This window comes from Geodermatophilus sp. SYSU D00708, from assembly GCF_054050115.1.
In genome coordinates this window covers 268649-287042 of sequence record NZ_JBJGYS010000001.1, presented here as the reverse complement: position 1 = coordinate 287042, position 18394 = coordinate 268649, and the positions used below count along the sequence as shown (strand labels likewise).

Annotated in this window: 16 protein-coding genes, 1 pseudogene and 1 riboswitch; of the genes and pseudogenes, 11 read left to right on the top strand and 6 right to left on the bottom strand. The window is 74.2% G+C overall.

Annotated features, from left to right (window positions below; genetic code table 11):
- Positions 1-34 precede the first annotated feature (34 nt).
- Complete coding sequence (locus ACI79D_RS01500; RefSeq protein WP_456916518.1) at positions 35-2494, top strand: transglycosylase domain-containing protein; 2460 nt, start codon at positions 35-37, stop codon at positions 2492-2494.
- Positions 2495-2517: 23 nt separating this feature from the next.
- On the opposite strand, the pseudogene ACI79D_RS01495 reads toward ACI79D_RS01500, so the two are convergent.
- Positions 2518-3300: pseudogene (locus tag ACI79D_RS01495) on the bottom strand (YhjD/YihY/BrkB family envelope integrity protein); the annotation flags it as partial.
- A gap of 134 nt (positions 3301-3434) precedes the next feature.
- Here ACI79D_RS01495 and ACI79D_RS01490 point away from each other — a divergent pair.
- The 5 genes from ACI79D_RS01490 to ACI79D_RS01470 all read left to right on the top strand — a co-directional run bounded on the left by ACI79D_RS01490 (position 3435) and on the right by ACI79D_RS01470 (position 9164).
- Positions 3435-4265 (top strand): sugar phosphate isomerase/epimerase family protein, encoded by an 831-nt coding sequence (locus tag ACI79D_RS01490; RefSeq protein WP_456916517.1) that lies wholly within the window; start codon positions 3435-3437, stop codon positions 4263-4265.
- Between the two features lie 92 nt (positions 4266-4357).
- A complete protein-coding gene (locus tag ACI79D_RS01485; protein WP_456916515.1) occupies positions 4358-5539 on the top strand; it encodes a substrate-binding domain-containing protein in 1182 nt (393 codons plus the stop codon).
- 8 nt (positions 5540-5547) lie between these two features.
- Positions 5548-7089: a sugar ABC transporter ATP-binding protein gene (locus tag ACI79D_RS01480; RefSeq protein WP_456916514.1), complete on the top strand. Its 1542-nt coding sequence runs from the start codon at positions 5548-5550 to the stop codon at positions 7087-7089.
- A gap of 3 nt (positions 7090-7092) precedes the next feature.
- A complete protein-coding gene (locus ACI79D_RS01475; protein ID WP_456916513.1) occupies positions 7093-8079 on the top strand; it encodes an ABC transporter permease in 987 nt (328 codons plus the stop codon).
- Positions 8076-9164, top strand: coding sequence for a Gfo/Idh/MocA family protein (locus ACI79D_RS01470; protein ID WP_456916512.1), 1089 nt, complete (start codon positions 8076-8078; stop codon positions 9162-9164). Before ACI79D_RS01475 ends, ACI79D_RS01470 begins: the two co-directional genes overlap by 4 nt.
- Before the next feature lie 38 nt (positions 9165-9202).
- Here ACI79D_RS01470 and ACI79D_RS01465 read toward each other — a convergent pair whose 3' ends face one another.
- Positions 9203-10462 carry an ROK family protein gene (locus ACI79D_RS01465; protein WP_456916511.1) on the bottom strand — a complete coding sequence of 420 codons (1260 nt, stop codon included), beginning with the start codon at positions 10460-10462 and terminating at the stop codon, positions 9203-9205.
- Between the two features lie 432 nt (positions 10463-10894).
- Between ACI79D_RS01465 and ACI79D_RS01460 the strand changes: the two genes are divergently transcribed.
- Positions 10895-11707 carry a mycofactocin-coupled SDR family oxidoreductase gene (locus ACI79D_RS01460; RefSeq protein ID WP_456916510.1) on the top strand — a complete coding sequence of 271 codons (813 nt, stop codon included), beginning with the start codon at positions 10895-10897 and terminating at the stop codon, positions 11705-11707.
- A 53-nt stretch (positions 11708-11760) separates the two neighbouring features.
- Here the strand turns inward: ACI79D_RS01460 and ACI79D_RS01455 are convergent, their stop codons facing one another.
- Positions 11761-13317 carry a phytoene desaturase family protein gene (locus ACI79D_RS01455; protein WP_456916509.1) on the bottom strand — a complete coding sequence of 519 codons (1557 nt, stop codon included), beginning with the start codon at positions 13315-13317 and terminating at the stop codon, positions 11761-11763.
- A gap of 30 nt (positions 13318-13347) precedes the next feature.
- Positions 13348-13527 (bottom strand): hypothetical protein, encoded by a 180-nt coding sequence (locus ACI79D_RS01450; RefSeq protein ID WP_456916508.1) that lies wholly within the window; start codon positions 13525-13527, stop codon positions 13348-13350.
- Between the two features lie 200 nt (positions 13528-13727).
- A riboswitch (cyclic di-AMP (ydaO/yuaA leader) is annotated at positions 13728-13871 on the top strand.
- Positions 13872-13886: 15 nt separating this feature from the next.
- Between ACI79D_RS01450 and ACI79D_RS01445 the strand changes: the two genes are divergently transcribed.
- Together ACI79D_RS01445 and ACI79D_RS01440 are read left to right on the top strand one after the other, a co-directional pair.
- Positions 13887-14930 (top strand): C40 family peptidase, encoded by a 1044-nt coding sequence (locus ACI79D_RS01445; protein WP_456916507.1) that lies wholly within the window; start codon positions 13887-13889, stop codon positions 14928-14930.
- Between the two features lie 140 nt (positions 14931-15070).
- Positions 15071-15451, top strand: a complete 381-nt coding sequence (locus ACI79D_RS01440; RefSeq protein ID WP_456916506.1) for a YrdB family protein — start codon at positions 15071-15073, stop codon at positions 15449-15451.
- On the opposite strand, the gene ACI79D_RS01435 is transcribed toward ACI79D_RS01440, so the two are convergent.
- Entirely contained in the window at positions 15429-15974 is a 546-nt protein-coding gene (locus ACI79D_RS01435) for a hypothetical protein (RefSeq protein ID WP_456916505.1), read from the bottom strand. The genes ACI79D_RS01440 and ACI79D_RS01435 overlap by 23 nt on opposite strands.
- A gap of 182 nt (positions 15975-16156) precedes the next feature.
- On the opposite strand from ACI79D_RS01435, the gene ACI79D_RS01430 reads away from it, so the two are divergent.
- Positions 16157-16483 (top strand): DUF3817 domain-containing protein, encoded by a 327-nt coding sequence (locus ACI79D_RS01430; protein ID WP_456916504.1) that lies wholly within the window; start codon positions 16157-16159, stop codon positions 16481-16483.
- 11 nt (positions 16484-16494) lie between these two features.
- Positions 16495-17820: a serine hydrolase domain-containing protein gene (locus ACI79D_RS01425; RefSeq protein ID WP_456916503.1), complete on the top strand. Its 1326-nt coding sequence runs from the start codon at positions 16495-16497 to the stop codon at positions 17818-17820.
- Positions 17821-17863: 43 nt separating this feature from the next.
- Here the strand turns inward: ACI79D_RS01425 and ACI79D_RS01420 are convergent, their stop codons facing one another.
- Entirely contained in the window at positions 17864-18382 is a 519-nt protein-coding gene (locus tag ACI79D_RS01420) for a hypothetical protein (RefSeq protein ID WP_456916502.1), read from the bottom strand.
- Positions 18383-18394: the final 12 nt, after the last annotated feature.

Here is an 18394-nt window from a genome sequence, read left to right as displayed (position 1 = left end):
CTGTTCCAGTGACCCCCGTCACGGAAGGGGGCCCATGGACCTGCGCGCAGAGGCACGGGTCAGGACGCTGCTCAAGCTGGCCGCCACGGTCGTCGCGGCCGGGGCCCTCCTCGCGGCGGTCCTGTTCCCGTGGGTGGGCGGCCCGTCGCTGGCCGCCCAGCAGTCCACCAGCCTCTTCGGGGACCTCCCCACCGAGCTGACCGTCGACCCCCCGGCCGGCAACACGGTGCTGCTGGCCGCCAACGGCGAACCGATCACCTACTTCTACGACGAGAACCGCGCCCCGGTGGCCGGCGACCAGATCGCCGAGGTCATGAAGCAGGCGATGGTCGCCATCGAGGACGCCCGCTTCTTCGAGCACCACGGCCTCGACGTCCAGGGCACGCTGCGGGCGCTGATGACCAACCTCGCCGCCGGCGGCGTCCAGGAGGGCGGCTCGACGCTCACCCAGCAGCTGGTCAAGCAGACCCTGCTGCAGACCGCGCAGACCCCGGAGGAGCGCAGCGCCGCCACCGAGCAGACGGTGGGCCGCAAGCTGAGGGAGGCGCGGCTGGCGCTGGCCCTGGAGGACACCTACGCCAAGGACGAGATCCTCACCCGCTACCTGAACATCGTGTACTTCGGCCAGAACGCCTACGGCGTGCAGTCGGCCGCCCGCGCCTTCTTCGGCGTCGACGCCGCCGCGCTGACCCTGCCGCAGGCGGCCCTGCTGGCCGGGCTGGCGCAGAGCCCGACCGCCGACGACCCGTTCACCAACCCCGAGAAGGCCACCGAGCGGCGCAACGAGGTCCTCTCCCGGATGGCCGAGCAGGGCCGGGTCGGCCAGGCCGAGGCGGCCGCGGCCCAGGCCGCGCCGCTCGGGCTGGCCCCGGCCCCGGCGCCGCCCCGCGGCTGCGTCCAGGCCGGCGTCGGCGCGTTCGTCTGCGACTTCGTCCAGCGGTACCTCATCCATGAGCTCGGGCTCACCCAGGAGCAACTGGACAACGAGGGCTACGTCGTCCAGACCACGCTGGACGTCGACCTCCAGCGGGCCGGTGACGCCGCCGTCCTCGAGACCCTGCCCATGGGCGACCCGCTGGCCGCCATGTTCACCGCCGTCGAGCCGGGCACCGGTCACCTGCTCGCGATGAGCGTCAACCGGGTCTTCGGCTACGACAAGGAGGACCCGGCGCAGGAGTCGTTCAACCTCAACGCCGCGCCCAGCAAGGGCTCCGGGTCGACCTACAAGGTGTTCACCGCCGCGGCCGCGCTGGCCCGCGGCTACTCCAGCTACTACACGCTCACCACGTCCGACCCCTACGTCTCCCGGGTCTACCGCGACGGCACCGGCCGGTACGACGTCGAGAACGTCGGGAACTACCGGTCGACGCTGGACATGACCACGGCGCTCTACCAGTCCTCCAACACCTACTTCCTCGGCCTGGAGGACGCGCTGGGCAGCGTCGAGGAACCGGTGCGCATGGCCGAGCGGATGGGGCTGTTCCAGTTCAGCGACCCCGCGCTGCCGCAGCAGATCATCGACGAGAACCGCGGCTCGTTCACCTTCGGCGCCGAGGCGACCAGCCCCCTGGCGCTGGCCAGCGCCTACTCCACGCTGGCGGCCAGCGGCACGCAGTGCGACGTCGTCCCGGTGACCGCCGTCCTCGACCGGGACGGCGAGCCGGCCGTCGGCCCCGACGGGCAGCCGCTCGCCCTCGGCGACCGGTGCACCCCCGAGGCGATCCCGCCGGGGGTGGCCACCACGCTCAACCAGATGCTCGTCAAGGACGTCGCACCCGGGAACCCGGGGCAGACCGGCGCCCGCGCCCACGTCCCGGGTCACCAGATCGCCGGCAAGACCGGGACGTCGCAGGACAACGACTCGATCGCCTTCGTGGGCTACACGCCCGAGATCACCGCCAGCGTCATGGTGCTCAACCCGAAGCAGAAGCAGAACGTGGGTGGCTTCGGGGGTGGCAAGGCCGCGACGGTCTGGCGCGACGCCATGGCGCCGGTCCTCCAGGCGCGCGGCAGCGGGGAGTTCCCGCCGGCCGACGAGGTCGTGCAGAACGGCAACACCCGGCCGGTCCCGGGCTGCACGTCGGTGCGGCGCTGCCAGGCAGCGCTGTCCGACGCCGGCTTCCTGTCCACGACCGTGCGGGTGGACAGCGCCCGCGAGGCCGGCACCCTGCTCGGCACCAGTCCACCGCGCGGCGGCCGCGCCGTGCCGGGGCAGCAGGTGTCGATCCTGGTGAGCAACGGCGCCGACTACGTGGAGCCGGCGCCGCCGCCGCGACGCGCGCCGGAGCCGGAGGAGCCCCCGGCGCCCGAACCCGAGGACTCTCCGGCGCCCGAGGAGCCCGCCGACCCGCCGCCGGAGGAGGAGGCGGAGCCGGCGCCGGAGGAGGCGGACTCCGAGGAGGCCGACCAGGGCGACTCCGAGGACGACGGGGACGACGAGGGCGAGTCCGACGGCGGGGAGGTCTTCGAGGGCGGCTCCGACGACGAGGGGTGACCGGCGCGCAGGCGCTCGTCGAGGGACTGGGTGAGCAGCCAGCCCCCGAGGACCACCAGGTGCAGCAGGAACAGCCACAGGCTGATCGCCACCACCGCGCCGACCACGGTCAGCCCGCCGAACGGCGCCCCGAGGGCCAGGGGCAGCGCCAGGAACAGCACGAAGCCCTGCAGGAAGCCCGACAGGCAGGCGGCGGTGAACAGCACCCCCGAGACCAGTGCCGGCCAGCGCAGCCGCCCGGCGGCGACCACGCCGAAGCCCCACAGCAGCGGCACGGTGAGCGCGAACAGGACCGAGTAGTAGCCCACGGCCAGGCTGCCCAGCCGGTTGCCCCGCTCGGTGAGCTCGGCCATCGCCGAGGCAGCCAGCAGCAGCGGGTACAGCAGCAGGGGGGTGGCGGCCACCAGCGGCAGCCCCAGCAGCCGGCCCCGCCAGCCGGTCAGCGTGTCCCGGCGCGGGGTGAAGCGCAGCAGCGCCCGCCGCAGGCCCTCGCCGTAGAACGACAGCGGCAGCAGGGCCAGGACGACCTCGAGCAGCCCCATCCCCACGCCGGCCCGGACCAGCGCGCGCAGCGCCTCGGGCGCGCCCAGCTGCGCCGGGAGCAGCCCGGCCAGCCGCCCGGCGAGGTCGCGGACGGTGCCCGCGGAGGTGACCAGTGCGGTCAGGCGGACGGCGACCAGCAGCAGCGGCACCACCGCGATGCCGGCGTAGAAGGTCAGCCCGGCCGCGATCAGCGCGAGGTCCCGGCCGTGCAGCCGCCGCGCCGCGCCGCGGATCAGTGCACGGGTCTCCCGCCGCAGGTCCACCGGCCCATGCCACCAGGTCCGGGCCGATCCCGCCGATCCAGTGGCCTGGGCCACGTGTTCGGCATGCTCCTCGTTGACTTATGTCTGCCTCGAACAATAGTGTGCGCGTCACGTTCCGAAGGGGAGGCGCGACGATGCGACTCGGGTACCACAGCATCACCTGGGGCGGGGTCATCGGCGCCCCGCAGGGGGTCACCAGCATCAAGGACCTCTACTACCTGTCCAACGGCTCGATCGAGACCGCCGTCAGGGACATCTCGGCAGCGGGGTACGAGGGCGTCGAGGTCTTCGACGGCAACCTCGTCCCCTATGCGGACCGTCCCGAGGTCCTCAGCGAGCTGCTGTCGACCGCCGGTGTGGAGTTGGTCAGCGTCTACACCGGTGCCAACTTCGTCTACGCCGACGTGCTGCCCGACGAGATGCACCGCATCCGGTCGGCCTGCGAGCTGGCCCGGACCTTCGGCGCGGCCCGACTCGTCGTCGGCGGCGGCGCCCGTCGCGCCGCGGGGACCACCGACGAGGACTACCGGCGCCTCGCAGAGGGGCTGGACGCGGTGGTGGACCTCGCCGCCGAGCACGGCCTGGAGGCCAGTTACCACCCGCACCTGGGCACCATCGTCGAGAACCCCGTCGAGCTGGACCGGCTCATGGAGCAGACCCGCATCGGCTTCTGCCCCGACACGGCCCACCTCGCGGCGGGCGGCGGAGACCCGGCGGCGCAGATCCGCCAGTACGGCGACCGGCTGCGCCACGTGCACCTCAAGGACCTCGACCGCGCGACGCTGCAGTTCCTCCCGCTGGGCCGTGGGGACCTCGACTTCCCCGACATCGTCCGCGCCGTCCGCGAGGCGGACTATGACAGCTGGCTGATGGTCGAACTCGACGCCTACGAAGGCGATCCCCGCGAGGCAGCCGAGTCCAGCCTCGCGTACCTGCAGCAGATCCTCCGCGACCTCGGCGCCTGACCGGCCCGACCGCCACAGCGCCGTGCCCACCCCGCACGGCCGGCACCCGCACCGCCGTCCGCCCCACCCCTGCTCGTTCCCTGGAGAGAGACATGAGACGACGTCGTCCCATCCGGCGCCCGGGCGCCGTGCTGTTCACCGCTCTGGCGGCGGTCGTCCTGACCGCCTGCACGTCGGCGTCCGAGGGCGCCTCGGCCCCCGCCGGGGAGGTCGACCAGGAAGCCGTGGACCGCGCCAACGCGGCCCTGGAGGAGGTCACCGGCCAGGTCCTCAGCACCGGGCCCAACGGCGAGCAGCCCGAGGCCGCCGAGAACATCGAGCTCACCGACGAGCAGGTGGCCCAGGTCCAGGCGCTGGGCGCCACCGCCGCGATCGTCATGCACTACAGCGGCGACGACTGGTCGGTGGCCCAGATCGACGGCCTGCGCTCGGAGTTCGAGCGGCTGGGCATCGAGGTCATCGCCAGCACCGACGCCGACTTCGACCCGGCCCAGCAGGTCTCCGACATCGAGACCGTCATGGCCCAGCAGCCCGACGTCCTCGTCTCGCTGCCCACCGACCCGGTGGCCACTGCGGGCGCGTATCGCGCGGCGACGCAGGCCGGCGCGAAGCTCGTCTTCATGGACAACGTGCCGGAGGGCTTCGTGGCCGGGACCGACTACGTGTCCGCGGTGTCGGCCGACAACTTCGGCAACGGCGTCATCTCCGCGCACCTCATGGCCCGCTCGCTCGGCGGCTCCGGGAAGATCGGGCTGATCTACCACGAGGCCGACTTCTTCGTGACCAAGCAGCGGTTCGACGGCTTCAAGCAGACGATCGAGGAGGAGTACCCGGACATCGAGATCGTCGCAGAGCAGGGCATCGCCGGTCCCGACTTCGCCGGTGACGGCCAGGCCGTGGCCAACGCCATGCTGAGCCAGAACGCCGACCTCGACGGAATCTGGGCCGTCTGGGACGTCCCGGCCGAGGGTGTCCTGGCCGCCGCGCGTGCCGCCGGGCGCACCGACCTCAAGGTCGCGACCGAGGACCTCGGCCTCAACGTCGGCATCGCCCTCGCCCGCGACGAGCTCGTCGTGGGCCTGGGTGCGCAGCGCCCGTTCGACCAGGGCGTCACCGAGGCCCGACTGGCCGCGCTGTCCCTGCTGGGCCAGCCGACCCCCGCGTACGTCGCCCTGCCGGCTCTCCCGGTCGACCACGACAACGTCCTCGAGGCGTGGGAGCAGGTCTACCACCAGGAGCCCCCGGCGGAGCTGGCCGACTCCTTCCAGGACTGAGCTCACTCATGACCCAGGTGGGGGAGACCGCGGCGGCCCGGCCGGAGGGCCGGGCCGCCGCGGTGCGGATGCGCGGGATCTCGAAGTCCTTCGACGGGGTCCGGGTGCTCACCGACGTCGACTTCGAGGTCCTGCGCGGTGAGGTGCACGCGCTCGCCGGTGGGAACGGAGCCGGCAAGTCGACGCTGATGAAGATCCTGCAGGGCGTCTACAGCCTCGACGCGGGCGAGATCGAGATCGACGGCCGGCCGGTGCAGCTGTCATCCATCCACGACGCCCGCGCCGCGGGCATCGGGATGGTCTTCCAGGAGTTCAGCCTCGTCCCGACCCTGACGGTCGCGCAGAACATCTCCCTCGGGGTGGAGCCGCTCGGCCGCGGGGGCCTCATCCGGGACCGGGAGGCCGTCCGCCGGGCCCGTGAGGTCTTCGCCGAGATGGAGGTCGACGTCGACCCTCGGGCCGTCGTCGGTGACCTCGGGACGGCGTACTGGCAGCTGACCGAGATCGCCAAGGCGCTGTCCCAGGACGCCCGCGTGCTGATCATGGACGAGCCGACGGCGAGCCTGGCCAAGCACGAGGCCGACGTCCTCTTCGAGTTGGTCGGCCGGCTGACCGAGCGCGGCATCTCGGTCATCTACATCTCCCACCGGATGGACGAGGTCTACCGCATCGCCGACCGGATCACGATCCTGCGCGACGGCCGGCGGTTGCTCACCGAGGCCCTGTCCGACGTCACCCCCGAGCAGATCGTCGAGGGGATCGTCGGGAAGGAGATCGAGGGGCAGCTGTCCTACCAGGCGCGCACCGCCGGTGAGGGTGGCCGCGAGCCGCTGCTGGAGCTGCGCGGCGTGAACGCAGGGCCCCGGGTCCGCGACGTCTCCTTCACCGTCGGACGCGGTGAGATCGTCGGCCTGGCCGGGCTCATGGGCAGCGGACGGACCGAGCTGGCCCGCGTGCTCTTCGGGATCGACCCGGTGCAGAGCGGAGAGATCGTGCTCCGCGGCGAGCAGCTGCGGCTGTCCGGCCCGCCGGACGCGATCGAGGCGGGCATCGCACTCATCCCCGAGGACCGGCGCGCCCAGGGGCTGGTGCTCGAGCACTCGGTGCGGGCGAACCTCACGCTGCCCCTCCTCGACCGGATGCGCCGTGGTCCGCTGGTCGACGACCGCAAGGGGCGGTCGCTGGCGCGCGGGCTGATCGAGCGGTTCGCGGTGAAGGTGGCCGATCCTGACCGGCCGGTGCGCCTGCTGTCGGGCGGCAACCAGCAGAAGGTCGTCATCGCCAAGTGGCTGGGTACCGACCCCGCCGTCCTGGTGATGGACGAGCCCACCGCCGGCGTCGACATCGGCACCAAGAACGAGATCCTGCAGACCATCCGGGACCTCGCCGACCAGGGGATGGCCGTCCTCGTCATCTCCTCGGAGTACCCCGAGCTGCTGGCCGTCAGCGACCGGGTCGTCGTGCTCCGAGAGGGCAGCGTCCACCGGGTCCTGGACCGGGCCGACATCCCGGACGAGAACAACCTCCAACTCGCAGTCCAAGGAGCCTGAGTCATGTCCACGACCACCGGCCCGGCGACCCAGACGCCGGCGGCAGCCTCGGGCTCGCGCTCACTGCTCGCGAGGCTCGACTGGCGCCGCTACATCATCTACATCGGCTTCGTCGTCGTCTTCATCGCCTTCGCCGTCACGCTCGGCGACCAGGGCTTCCTCTCGACGAACAACCTGCTCAACATCTTCCGGCAGGCGGCGACCATCTCGATCATCGCCGTCGGCATGACGTTCGTGATCGCCTGCGCGGAGATCGACCTGAGCGTCGGCTCGGTCGCGGGCCTGGCCAGCGTGGCCACCGCGATGGGCATCGCTGCGTGGGGGCTGGTCCCCGGGATCCTGGTGGGGCTCGCGGTCGGTGTCGTCATCGGCGCGATCAACGGCGGCTTGGTGGCATTCCTCAACATCCCGTCGTTCCTGGTGACCCTCGGCATGCTCGGCATCGCGGCCGGCATCGCGCAGTGGATCACCGACTCGGCACCGCAGCCCATCCTCGACCGGACCTACAACCTCGTCTTCGGCGGCGGCAACTTCGGGCCGGTCCCGGGGCTGCTCGTCTGGATGGCGGTCTTCGTGGCCATCGGCGCGGTGGTGCTGGCCAAGACCCGTTTCGGCCGCCAGGTCCTCGCCACCGGGGGCAACCGCACCGCCGCCGAGTTCAGCGGCGTGCGCACCCGGCGGATCAAGTTCCAGGTGATGCTCCTGGCCTCGGTGGTGGCCGCCATCGCAGGCATGCTCTACGCCGGGCGCCTGGAGTCCGGGCGGTTCCAGTGGGGCGCCGGCGACGAGCTCTCCGCGATCGCCGCGGTGATCCTGGGCGGCACGAGCCTCTTCGGCGGGGCCGGCTCGGTGATCGGGACGCTGTTCGGCTCGCTCATGATCAGCCTCATCAACAACGGCCTGATCCTCGCGGGGCTGGAGAGCAGCCAGCAGCAGGTGGTCCGCGGGGCGATCATCATCCTCGCCGTCGCCCTGGCGCGGCGGAAGTGAGCGCCCCCCTCCGCTTCGGGATCGTCGGCACGGGCTTCATGGCGCGGGTGCACGCCCACGCCGTCCGGGCCATGGGCGGGGTGGTGTCCGCCGTGGCCGGCAGCTCGGCCGCGCGGGCGGAAGAGGCTGCCCCGCTGCTGCACGCCGAGCGCGCCGCGGCCTCCGTCGAGGAGCTCGTCGGCTCGGGGGATGTGGACGTCGTCAGCGTCTGCACCCCCAACCACCTCCACCTGCCGATGGCGGAGCAGGCGCTCGCTGCCGGCCGGCACGTGGTCTGCGAGAAGCCCCTGGCGATGACGACGGACGACGCCGAGCGACTGGCCGAGCTGGCCGCCGGTACCGCCCGGGTGCACGCGGTGCCCTTCGTCTACCGCTACTACCCGACGGTCCGTGAGGCTCGGGAGCGGATCGCGCGGGGCGAGGCCGGGCGGCTGTGGCTGCTGCACGGCTCGTACCTGCAGGACTGGCTGGCCGCCCCCGGGGCGACCAACTGGCGGGTCGACCCTGCCCTGGGTGGCGTGTCCCGCGCCTTCGCCGACATCGGCGTGCACTGGTGCGACCTGATGGAGTTCGTCACCGGGCACCGGATCGTCGCGCTGACCGCGACCACCGCCCGGGCGTACGAGTCGCGCGGGGAGGCCGGGGAGCCGGTGACGACCGAGGACGGCGCCTGCGTGCTGTTCCGCACCGACCGCGGCGCGACCGGGTCGATGCTGGTCAGCCAGGTGTCGCCCGGGCGCAAGAACGGGCTGACCTTCGCGTTCGACGGCACCGAGGCGTCGTACTCGTTCGACCAGGAGCGGCCCGAGACGCTGACCATCGGCGGTGTCGACGCCGACCGCGTCCTGCAGCGCGACGCCGCGCTGCTGTCCCCGGCCGCCGCCCGGTACGCCGTCCTGCCCTCCGGGCACCCGCAGGGCTACCAGGACTGCTTCAACGCCTTCTACGCCGACGTCGCGGTGGCGGCGGCCGGCGGGGAGGTCGGCGGACTGCCCTCCTTCGGCGACGGGCTCCGGGCGGCCCGGCTGACCGCGGCGGTCGTGGAGTCGGCCCGGACGGGCAGCTGGGTGGAGGTCGCGGCCTGAGCGGCGATCCGCACGTGGTCCGCCCGAGCGGGCTGGCGTCAGGCGGCCGGCTCGTCGGCGAGCTCGGGGAAGCCTGCCGGGGAGCCGGCCGGCAGCCAGCGGCCGAGGCGCTGACGGCTGAACAGTTCGTCGAGGACCATGTGCGCCGCGCCGGGCAGTGCCGGGTCCGGCGCGAGCGTCGAACGGCTGATCCGCAGGTCGCGGGTGGCCAGCGGCAGCGAGCGCTGGTAGACCGCCTGCCGGACGGCGGCGAGGATCGCGTCCCCCGCGAGCGCCACCCCGCCGCCCAGCAGCACCAGGGACGGGTTGAAGAAGTTCACCAGGGTGGCCACCGTCTCGCCGACCAGCTGCCCGGAGCGGCCGAGCAGCTCGACGGCGACCGCGTCGCCGTGCTGCGCGGCGGTGGCGACGTCGGCAGCGGTGATCTGGCCGTTCGTGTCGAGCACCTGCCGCAGGCGGGGGCTGCGTCCGTTCTCGGCGGCGTGGGTCGCGTCCCGGCCGAGGGCCGCGCCGCCCGCCAGGGCTTCCAGGCAGCCGACGTTGCCGCAGCGGCACACGATCCCGCTCGCCACGTCGACGCTGGCGTGCCCGATGTCGCCGGCGGCCCCGTTCGCGCCGCGGTGCAGGTGGCCGTCGGAGATGAGGCCGGCGCCGATGCCCGTGCCGATCTTCACGTAGACCACGTTGTGGTGCTCCTGGGCCGCGCCCATGCGCAGCTCTCCCAGTGCCATGAGGTTCACGTCGTTGTCCACCCAGACGGGGACGTCGAACCGTTCCGAGAGCCGGGCCCGGACCGCGTACCCGTCCCAGCCCGGCATGATCGGCGGGTTGACCGGGGTGCCCGTGGCGAACTCGACCGGTCCGGGCAGCCCGACGCCGATCCCGTACACCGGCGCGTCAGGGACGGCGGGGTCCTCCAGCAGGCCCTCGAAGAGCGCGCCGACCCGGGCGAGGGTCGCCTCCGGCCCGGCGGCGATGGACGCCGGCTCCTGGACGGAGGCCACCACCCGGCCGGTGAGGTCGGTGACGCCGGCGGCGATGTGGGTGGCGCCCAGCGGGGCGACCAGGACCAGGCCGGCCGTGGCGCGGACGGCGAGCTCGCGGGGCGGCCGTCCACCGGTCGAGCGACCCAGCTCGGACTCCTCCAGCAGGCCGCTGTCGAGCAGTTGCGTGACGCGTTGCGTGACCGCCCCCCGGCCGAGGCCGGAGACGCGGGCCAGTTCGGGTCGCGACCGAGCGCGCCCGCAGCGGACCAGGTCGAGCACCGTGACCAGCCCGTCGAGTTGGTCGGTGCTCACGGGGGCGCGAGTGGCCACTCCGGTTCCGACGCTCACCCCCACCCCTCCCTCACCAGGCGCCCGCTTGACTTCTGCATGGGCGAAGCACAACATACCTACGACTCCGACAAAAGTGGAGTGGTGGTCGTGAGATCCACTCATCTCCGGCCCCTCGGATTCTCGCCCAGGCGACCGCGTTCGTCCCCCGTGTGGAGGGCCCTGTGATGCCCGGCTCCCCCGCCCATCGCCGTCCCGGGGACCAGGCCGTGCGCGCGGCCGCCACCCGCCGGGAGCCCGTCCGGAACCGGACCGGGCCCCGGCCTGCCAGCCCGCTGCCGGAGGCGTGAGCCCCCGGCGGCACCGGGTCCACCACGGACCTCGGGGTGTGCCGCCCGGCCACCCCGTCGAGCAGGAGCGCTGCCTCTCGCAGCGACGACAGGAGAGGAGCCCCACGTGGGCAAGCTGGATGGCAAGGTCGCCGTCATCACCGGTGGTGGGCGCGGTCAGGGCCGCTCGCACGCGGTGCGGCTGGCGAGCGAGGGTGCCGACATCGTCATCTGCGACATCACCCAGCAGGTCGGCTCGGTGCCTTTCGCGACCGGTCGCCCGGGTGACATGGAGCAGACCGTGGCGGAGGTGGAGAAGTTGGACCGCCGCTGCGTCGCCGTCGAGGCCGACGTCCGCAGCACCGCCGACATGCAGCGGCTCGCCGACACCGCGATGAGCGAGTTCGGCCGGATCGACTTCCTGCTGGCCAACGCCGGCATCCTCAGCCTGTCGGACACCACCTGGGATCTCACCGACGAGCAGTGGGACGACATGATCGACATCAACCTGACCGGCGTGTTCAAAGCCTGTCGGGCGGTCGTCCCGCACATCCGGGCCGGGGGCAACGGCGGTTCGATCATCATCACGTCGTCCATCGCGGGGCTGCGTGGCGTCGCCGGCTGCACGCACTACACCGCGGCCAAGCACGGCATCGTCGGCCTGATGCGCACGCTGGCCCGTGAGCTCGCGCCGGAGATGATCCGGGTCAACACGCTGCACCCCACGGGCGTGGACTCGCCCATGTCGAACAACGACTACTTCCCGAAGTGGCTGGAGGAGCACGAGGACCTCGGCAACGCCATGCGGTTCAACCTCATGCCGGTCGACGCGATGCCGATGGCCGACGTCTCGGCCGTGGTCGCGTTCCTCTGCTCGGACGAGGCCAAGTGGATCACCGGCACGACCGTCCAGGTCGACGCCGGCTTCATGCTCAAGTAGTCGCCCGGGCCCCGGGCCGCCGTCCTGCTCCGGGCGGACGGCGGCCCGGCAGCTCAGCGGCGGTCGAGCAGCGCGCGGGCCGCGGCGTACCCACCCAGGCCGCTCACGGCCCCGCCGCGCACCGTCCCCCCCGAGGAGGCCGCCACCACCCGCGGGTGCGCCGTCGCCGCACCCCAGGTGCCGACCTCGGCCGGCGTCGCGGCGACCGGCCAGGACAGGTCGCCGTGGAAGATGTGTCCGCCGGGCATCGCCAGCGACTCCTCGACGTCCAGCGGCGAGGCGGCCTGCAGGCACGGCTCGCCGGCGGCGTCCCGGGCGAGGCAGTCCAGCAGCGGCTCCTCCAGGTGCGCGTCGAGCTGGGCGACCACCCGCCGCACGGCCTCCCGGCGGGTGCCGACCGGGTCCTCCCGGAACAGCGCCGCCGGGGTGTGCAGGCCGAACAGCGTGAGCGTCTGGTGGCCGGCCGCCCGCTCCTCCGGCCCGAGGATCGACGGGTCGGACAGCGAGTGGCAGTAGACCTCGAACGGGATGACGTCGGGCAGCCGGCCGGCGGCGGCCTGCGCGTGGGCTGCGTCGAGCTGGCCGGCGGCCTCGTCGACGTGGAACGTGCCGGCGAACGCGACGGCCGGGTCCACCCCCGACCGCAGCCGGGGCAGCCGCGCCAGCACCATGTTCACCTTGAGCTGCGCGCCGTCCGGCGTGGTCCGCGGGGCGACGCCGAGCAGCCGGTCGAGGACGGCGGGTGCCGCGCCGGAGACCACCCGCGCGGCGTCGACCGCCCGCTCGGTGCCCTCGTCGTCGGTCCAGTGCACGGTCACGCCGTCCGGACCCGGGTCGAGCGCGGTGACCGTCGCCCGGGTCAGCAGCTCCGCTCCGGCCCCGCGGGCGGCGGCGGCCATCGCCCCGGTGACCGCGCCCATCCCGCCGACGGGCACCCGCCACCGGCCGGTGCCGTTGCCGACCAGGTGGTACAGGAAGCAGCGGCCGGCCAGGCCGTCGGCGGCGTGCACGTCGGCGAAGGTGCCGATCAGCCCGTCGGTCAGCGCCACCCCGCGGACGACGTCGTGGGAGAGCTCGTCGGCGACCACGTCGGCGAGCGGCCGCTCGGCGAGGTCGTGCCACAGCTGCGGGTCGCGCAGCCGTCCGGCCAGCTGGTCGGGGGAGAGCAAGGGCTCGGTCAGCGTGGGGGCGAGGTCCTCGGCGAGGTCGGCCAGCCGGCCGTAGAAGCGCCGCCAGCCGGCCAGCTCGGCGTCGGACCCGGTGAGGTCCCGGAAGGAGGCGGCGGTGGCGGGCCCCTCGTCCCGCTCGACCAGCAGACCGGTGTGCCCGGGGACGGCGGTGTAGGAGGCCACCGCGCGGTCGGCCAGGGTCACCTCCAGCCCCAGGTCGGCGACGATCCGGTCGGGCAGCAGGCTGACCAGGTACGAGTACGCCGACAGCCGGACGTCGACGCCCGGGAAGACCTGCCGGCTGACCGCGGCGCCGCCGACCTGCTCCAGCCGCTCGAGGACCAGCACCGACCAGCCGGCACGGGCCAGGTAGGCGGCGGCCACCAGGCCGTTGTGGCCGGCCCCGACGACGACGGCGTCGTACCTGCTGCGTGCGCTCACCCGGCGGACCGTAGCGGGTCCGGCGGGTGCTCAGCCGCCCTGCGTGGGAGCGTTCTCGCTCTCCGAGCAGTCCGCCCGGTTGCTGCCGGCCTCGGCGGCGCCGCAGTCGGTGGTGCCGCGGTCGACGTCGGTGTTGGAGTTGTTGCTGCTGCTGCACCCGGCGAGCGCCCCGGCGATGGCGAGCACGACCAGAGGTCGCTTGAGATCCATGGAGGGCACATACCCGCCATCCCGGCGGCGACCCCACGTGTCCCTTCCGCCACACCCGCCCCGGGGTCCTGCGCGGTTGAGTCGAGAGTCCACGAAATCACAAGCCGGTAATTGTCACGGCAGGGTCACGGCGCTTACGGTGTGTGCGTCCGCCGGGGCGCTCCGTCACCGCAATGGGTGACACCCCGCGGTCGCCGCCGAGCCGGTTCCCTCCTCCCCGGGGGAGCCGGGCCGGGGACCCACCGCAGCACTGGGGTGAAGCACGCACGGCCTCGGCCGGGCGCGCCGGGCGCCTTCCCGCCCGAACCCGTCAGCTAACTCGGTAGGCGGCTCGTGGAAGAACGGAGAGCCGCCACACCATGGCGTCCGCTCGCGCCGCCCGGCGCGCTGCCCTCGTCCTCGCCGCTGCCGTCGGCGTGGCCTTCGTCCCGACCTCGGCCGGTGCCGAGGAACCGGCCACCGCCCAGGAGGCCGCGGCCCTGGTCGCCGCCCGCGGGCACGACCTCGAGGTCGTCACCGAGCAGTTCAACGAGGCCCGGGAGGCGCTCGCCGCCCAGCAGGCCGCCGCGCAGGCCGCGGCGGCGAAGGTCACCGACGCGCAGGCGGTGGTCGCCGCCGCGCAGCAGCAGGTGACCGGCATCGCGCGCAGCGCCTTCACCGGCGAGAGCATGGGGTCGCTGCAGGCGCTGATGACCAGCGGCTCGGCCGATGAGTTCGTCAACCGGGTGACCCTGCTGCAGGCCGTCGCCGGCCACCAGGGCGAGGTGCTCGGCCAGGCGGTCGCGGCCGGCGAGGCCGCCACCGCGGCCCAGGCCGAGGCCGACCGGGTCGCCGCCGAGGCGCAGCAGTCCTATGACGCGGTCGCCGAGCAGCAGGCCGACCTGCAGGCCCAGATCGCCGAGTACCAGGCCGACTACGCGCGGCTGACCGCCGACGAGCGCCGCGCCGCCCTGGCCGCCGCGGCCACCGCGCACGGCGGCGAGGAGCGGGCCAGCCGCGGCGAGCGTCCGGCGTCGACCGGCGGCTCGGCGCCCGTCGTCGCGGCCAGCGGCTCGATCCAGGCGGTCATCGACACGGCCATGGCGCAGCGCGGCAAGCCCTACGTCTGGGCGGCGTCCGGCCCGGGCTCCTACGACTGCTCCGGCCTGGTGCAGTACGCCTTCCGTGCGGCCGGGATCAGCCTGCCGCACTCCAGCCGCATGCAGTCGCAGATGGGCCAGCAGGTCTCCCGCGCCGAGGCGCGCCCCGGTGACCTGGTCGCCTTCTACAGCCCGGTGAGCCACATCGGCATCTACATCGGCAACGGCCAGATGGTGCACGCGCCGACCTCCGGCGACGTCGTCAAGGTCGCCAGCGTCGACGTCATGGGCGCCACCCCGCAGTTCAACCGCATCGCCGGCTGAACCGACGCGCCAGCCCGCCGGAGCCCCCGGACGCCACGTGCGTCCGGGGGCTCCGTCGTGTCCGGGGACTTGACGGTCCGAGTGGTCAGTGCGAACACTGCTCTCGAAAGAGATCGCCGTTCACGACAGGGAGGGCCGACATGGCGCAGGCGTGGCAGTGGACCTGGGCGGGCGTCGCGTTCGCCACCGAGCTCGGCGCGCTGGCCGCCCTGGGCCTGTGGGGGTGGAGCGTCGGCGCGACGACCGCGACGCGATGGCTCCTGGCCCTCGGCGTCCCCCTGACCGCGGCGGTGCTGTGGGGACTGTTCGCCGCGCCGCAGGCCGTGGTGCAGGTCGCGGCGCTCGCCGTCCTGACGAAGGTGGTGGTCTTCGGGGCCGCCGGCGCGGCCCTGCTCGCGGTCGGGTCGCCGCGCGCGGCCGCCGTCCTCGTCGTCGCCGCGGTGCTGGGCAGCGTGCTGTCCGGGCCGCTGACCGCGCAGCCGGCACCCCAGGCCGCGGTCAGCGCGCCGCCGGCCGGCTGACCTCCTGCAGCAGCCCCCAGACGAACCGCGCCCGGATCCCGCCGGGCAGGTGCACCTCCCAGCGGGTGACCACGCCGGGGTCCACGCTCCGCGCGCCCGGCAGCCCGACGACGTCGTCCAGGACGTGCTCCCACACCCGCAGCCGGCCGGCCGTGGCGTGGGGCACCGGCGAGCCCGGCGCGCGCACCAGGTGCTCCTGGAGCACGGAGCCGCCAGGGGCGGAGAGCACCTCCCAGTACAGATGCGGCCACAGCGGCAGCGGCCAGCGGCGGACCTGCAGGTCCAGGTCGCCGAAGCGGCGGTCCTCGAGTTCCTCGGGCGGCCCGAGGACGGCGGAGCGCAGCGCCAGCCCGCGCGGCGCCCGCGGCGAGTGCTGCAGCGCCTTCCACCGGGTGTGCGCGGCGTGCGCCTCCGCCCGGGTGGCGCCGACGCGGGGCAGCGCCTCGGCGACCAGGTCGGGGCGCAGGTCGGCCATGCGGCGCAGCAGCACGAGGCAGAACTCCCGCCGCGCCAGCCCTCGCACGGTTCCCGACCCTGCCACGGGTCGGCCGACCGGTGGACGACGAGGAGCAGACCGGGACCGGAGGACGACGAGGAGCGGGGCGTCGGGTGCGGGCACCATCACACCCGCGGGCCGGGACCATCGGGGACCGGCCGGCGTTGGACCCCCTGGACCCGCACCCGACCGGAGGACCCGCGCTCCCGATGAACCCCCGCACCGCCGCCACCGCGTTCCGCGTCGTCGCCGTCGCCGAGGCGCTGTCCTGGCTGGGCCTGCTCAGCGGCATGTACGTCAAGTGGGTCCTCGGCACCTCCGAGGTGGGCGTGCAGGTGTTCGGCCCGATCCACGGCGGGGTCTTCGTCGTCTACTGCCTGCTGGCGCTGCTCTGCGCCCGGGTGCTGCGGTGGTCCCCGGTCACCCTGCTGCTGGCCCTCGCCGCCTCGGTGCCCCCGTTCGCCACCGTCTGGTTCGAGCGCTGGGCGCGGCGCACCGGCCGGCTGCCGGCCCGCGAGGTCGCGGCGGCGAACTAGCGTCTGGGGCCATGCCCGAACCGGTCCTGCCGTCCACCGCCCGCACCCTGCTCGCCCGCACCGCCCGAGTGCAGCGCGAGGGCCGGGCACCCAGCCTGGTCGCGGGCGTGGTCCGCGGGGGCGGGCTGGCCTGGTCGGCCGGGCGCGGGGACGTCCCCGAGCCGCACACCGACGTCCAGTACCGGTTGGGCTCGATCAGCAAGACCGTCACCGCGGTCGCCGTCCTGCGGCTGCGGGACGAGGGACGCGTGGACCTCGACGACCCGCTCGACCGGCACGTGCCGGGCACGCCGCTGGGGGACCGCACCGTCGGCCAGTTGCTGGCCCACCTCGGGGGCGCGGCGGCGGAGAGCCCCGGGGGCTGGTGGGAGCGGACGCCGGGCGTCTCCCTGGAGGAGCTCGACCTGGACGACGAGCACGTCGTCCTCGGGGCCGCCCGCCGGTTCCACTACTCCAACCTCGGGTTCGGCCTGCTCGGTGAGCTGGTCGCGCGGCAGCGCGGCCGGGCGTGGGAGGACGTCGTCCGCGAGGAGGTGCTGGCCCCGCTCGGCATGACCCGGACGACACCGCGCCCGGTGGTTCCGGCCGCGCAGGGGCACGCGGTGCACCCGTGGGCCGACGTCGTCCTGCCCGAACCCGAGCACGACGCCGGCGTGATGGCCGCTGCGGGCCAGCTGTGGGCGACGCTGGCCGACCTCGCCCGGTTCGCCGTCTTCCTGCTCGGCGACACCGGTGACGTGCTGGACCCGGCCACGCTGGAGGAGATGACGGTGCCGGGCGGCGTGGACTCCTCGGTGCCGGGGTGGTCGGCCTACGGGCTGGGCCTGCAGGTCATGCGGGTCGACGGGCGCACGCTGGTGGGGCACGGCGGGTCGATGCCGGGGTTCCTCGCCGGGGTCTTCGTCGACCGGGAGGAGCGGGCCGGGGCGGTGTCGCTGGCCAACGCCACCAGCGGCCCCGAGCCGGTGGTGTTCGGGCTCCTGGCCGACCTGCGGGCGGCCGAGCCGCGGATCGTCGAGCCCTGGACCCCGGCGCCGTCCCCGGTGCCGCTGGAGGACCTCGGGATCTGGTACTGGGGGCCCGCGCCGCACGTGCTGCGCGCGCTGCACGGTGGGCTGCTGCACCTGGGGCCGCTGCCGGGCCGGCCCGGGCGGGCCAGCCGCTTCGTCCGTCAGGACGACGGCGCGTGGGTCGGGCTGGACGGCTACTACGCCGGCGAGCCGCTGCGCTTCGCCCCGGACCACCTGGACCTGGGCACGTTCGTCTTCACCCGCACGCCCTACGACCCGGAGGCCCCGGTGCCCGGCGGCGTGGACGAGCGCGGCTGGCGGCACTGAGCCGCCGGCCGGTCCAGGCGCGGTCGGTCCAGGCGCGGTCGATCTAGGCGCGGTCGAAGGCGTCCATCGTCGTCTTCAGCACCGCGCCGTAGACCAGGTGCGGCACCAGGTCGCTGACCCAGTCGGTGGTCGACCACGTCCGCGGGTCGGTGATGCCGAGGGCGGTCATCGGGCCGTTGGCGGCGACCAGGATCCCGGCCGTGGTGAGCAGCGTGCCGACCAGCGGCTGGGACCGGAAGCCGGCGGCGCGCACCAGCCCGACGACGACGCCGACGCCCACGCCGGCGACCAGGCCGGTCAGCGGGCCGAGGCCCTGCACCCGGTTGTCGCGGGTCTCGCCCTCGCCGGGGATCGGCAGGTGTGCTTTCTCGGCCAGCTTCTCCACCGTCTGCTCCGGGGTGGAGCTGGTGCCGCGGCCGCGCACGGCCATGTCGACGTAGGTGACGGCGTTGAGGGCGGTGCTGGCCGCCGCGCCCGCCGCGGCCCCGCGCAGCGCCCATCCGGGCACGCTGATGCCGCGCCGTCCCTTGCCGATCGTCCCCACCGGGGTGCGCTTCGCCATCGTCGCGCCCTA

What these genes read in the sequence shown, in the direction of transcription:
- ACI79D_RS01500 (WP_456916518.1), top strand. Translation starts at nt 35, where the DNA reads ATGGACCTGCGCGCAGAGGCACGGGTCAGGACGCTGCTCAAGCTGGCC.
- ACI79D_RS01490 (WP_456916517.1), top strand. Translation starts at nt 3,435, where the DNA reads ATGCGACTCGGGTACCACAGCATCACCTGGGGCGGGGTCATCGGCGCC.
- ACI79D_RS01485 (WP_456916515.1), top strand. Translation starts at nt 4,358, where the DNA reads ATGAGACGACGTCGTCCCATCCGGCGCCCGGGCGCCGTGCTGTTCACC.
- ACI79D_RS01480 (WP_456916514.1), top strand. Translation starts at nt 5,548, where the DNA reads ATGACCCAGGTGGGGGAGACCGCGGCGGCCCGGCCGGAGGGCCGGGCC.
- ACI79D_RS01475 (WP_456916513.1), top strand. Translation starts at nt 7,093, where the DNA reads ATGTCCACGACCACCGGCCCGGCGACCCAGACGCCGGCGGCAGCCTCG.
- ACI79D_RS01450 (WP_456916508.1), bottom strand. Translation starts at nt 13,527, where the DNA reads ATGGATCTCAAGCGACCTCTGGTCGTGCTCGCCATCGCCGGGGCGCTC.
- ACI79D_RS01445 (WP_456916507.1), top strand. Translation starts at nt 13,887, where the DNA reads ATGGCGTCCGCTCGCGCCGCCCGGCGCGCTGCCCTCGTCCTCGCCGCT.
- ACI79D_RS01440 (WP_456916506.1), top strand. Translation starts at nt 15,071, where the DNA reads ATGGCGCAGGCGTGGCAGTGGACCTGGGCGGGCGTCGCGTTCGCCACC.
- ACI79D_RS01430 (WP_456916504.1), top strand. Translation starts at nt 16,157, where the DNA reads ATGAACCCCCGCACCGCCGCCACCGCGTTCCGCGTCGTCGCCGTCGCC.
- ACI79D_RS01425 (WP_456916503.1), top strand. Translation starts at nt 16,495, where the DNA reads ATGCCCGAACCGGTCCTGCCGTCCACCGCCCGCACCCTGCTCGCCCGC.
- ACI79D_RS01420 (WP_456916502.1), bottom strand. Translation starts at nt 18,382, where the DNA reads ATGGCGAAGCGCACCCCGGTGGGGACGATCGGCAAGGGACGGCGCGGC.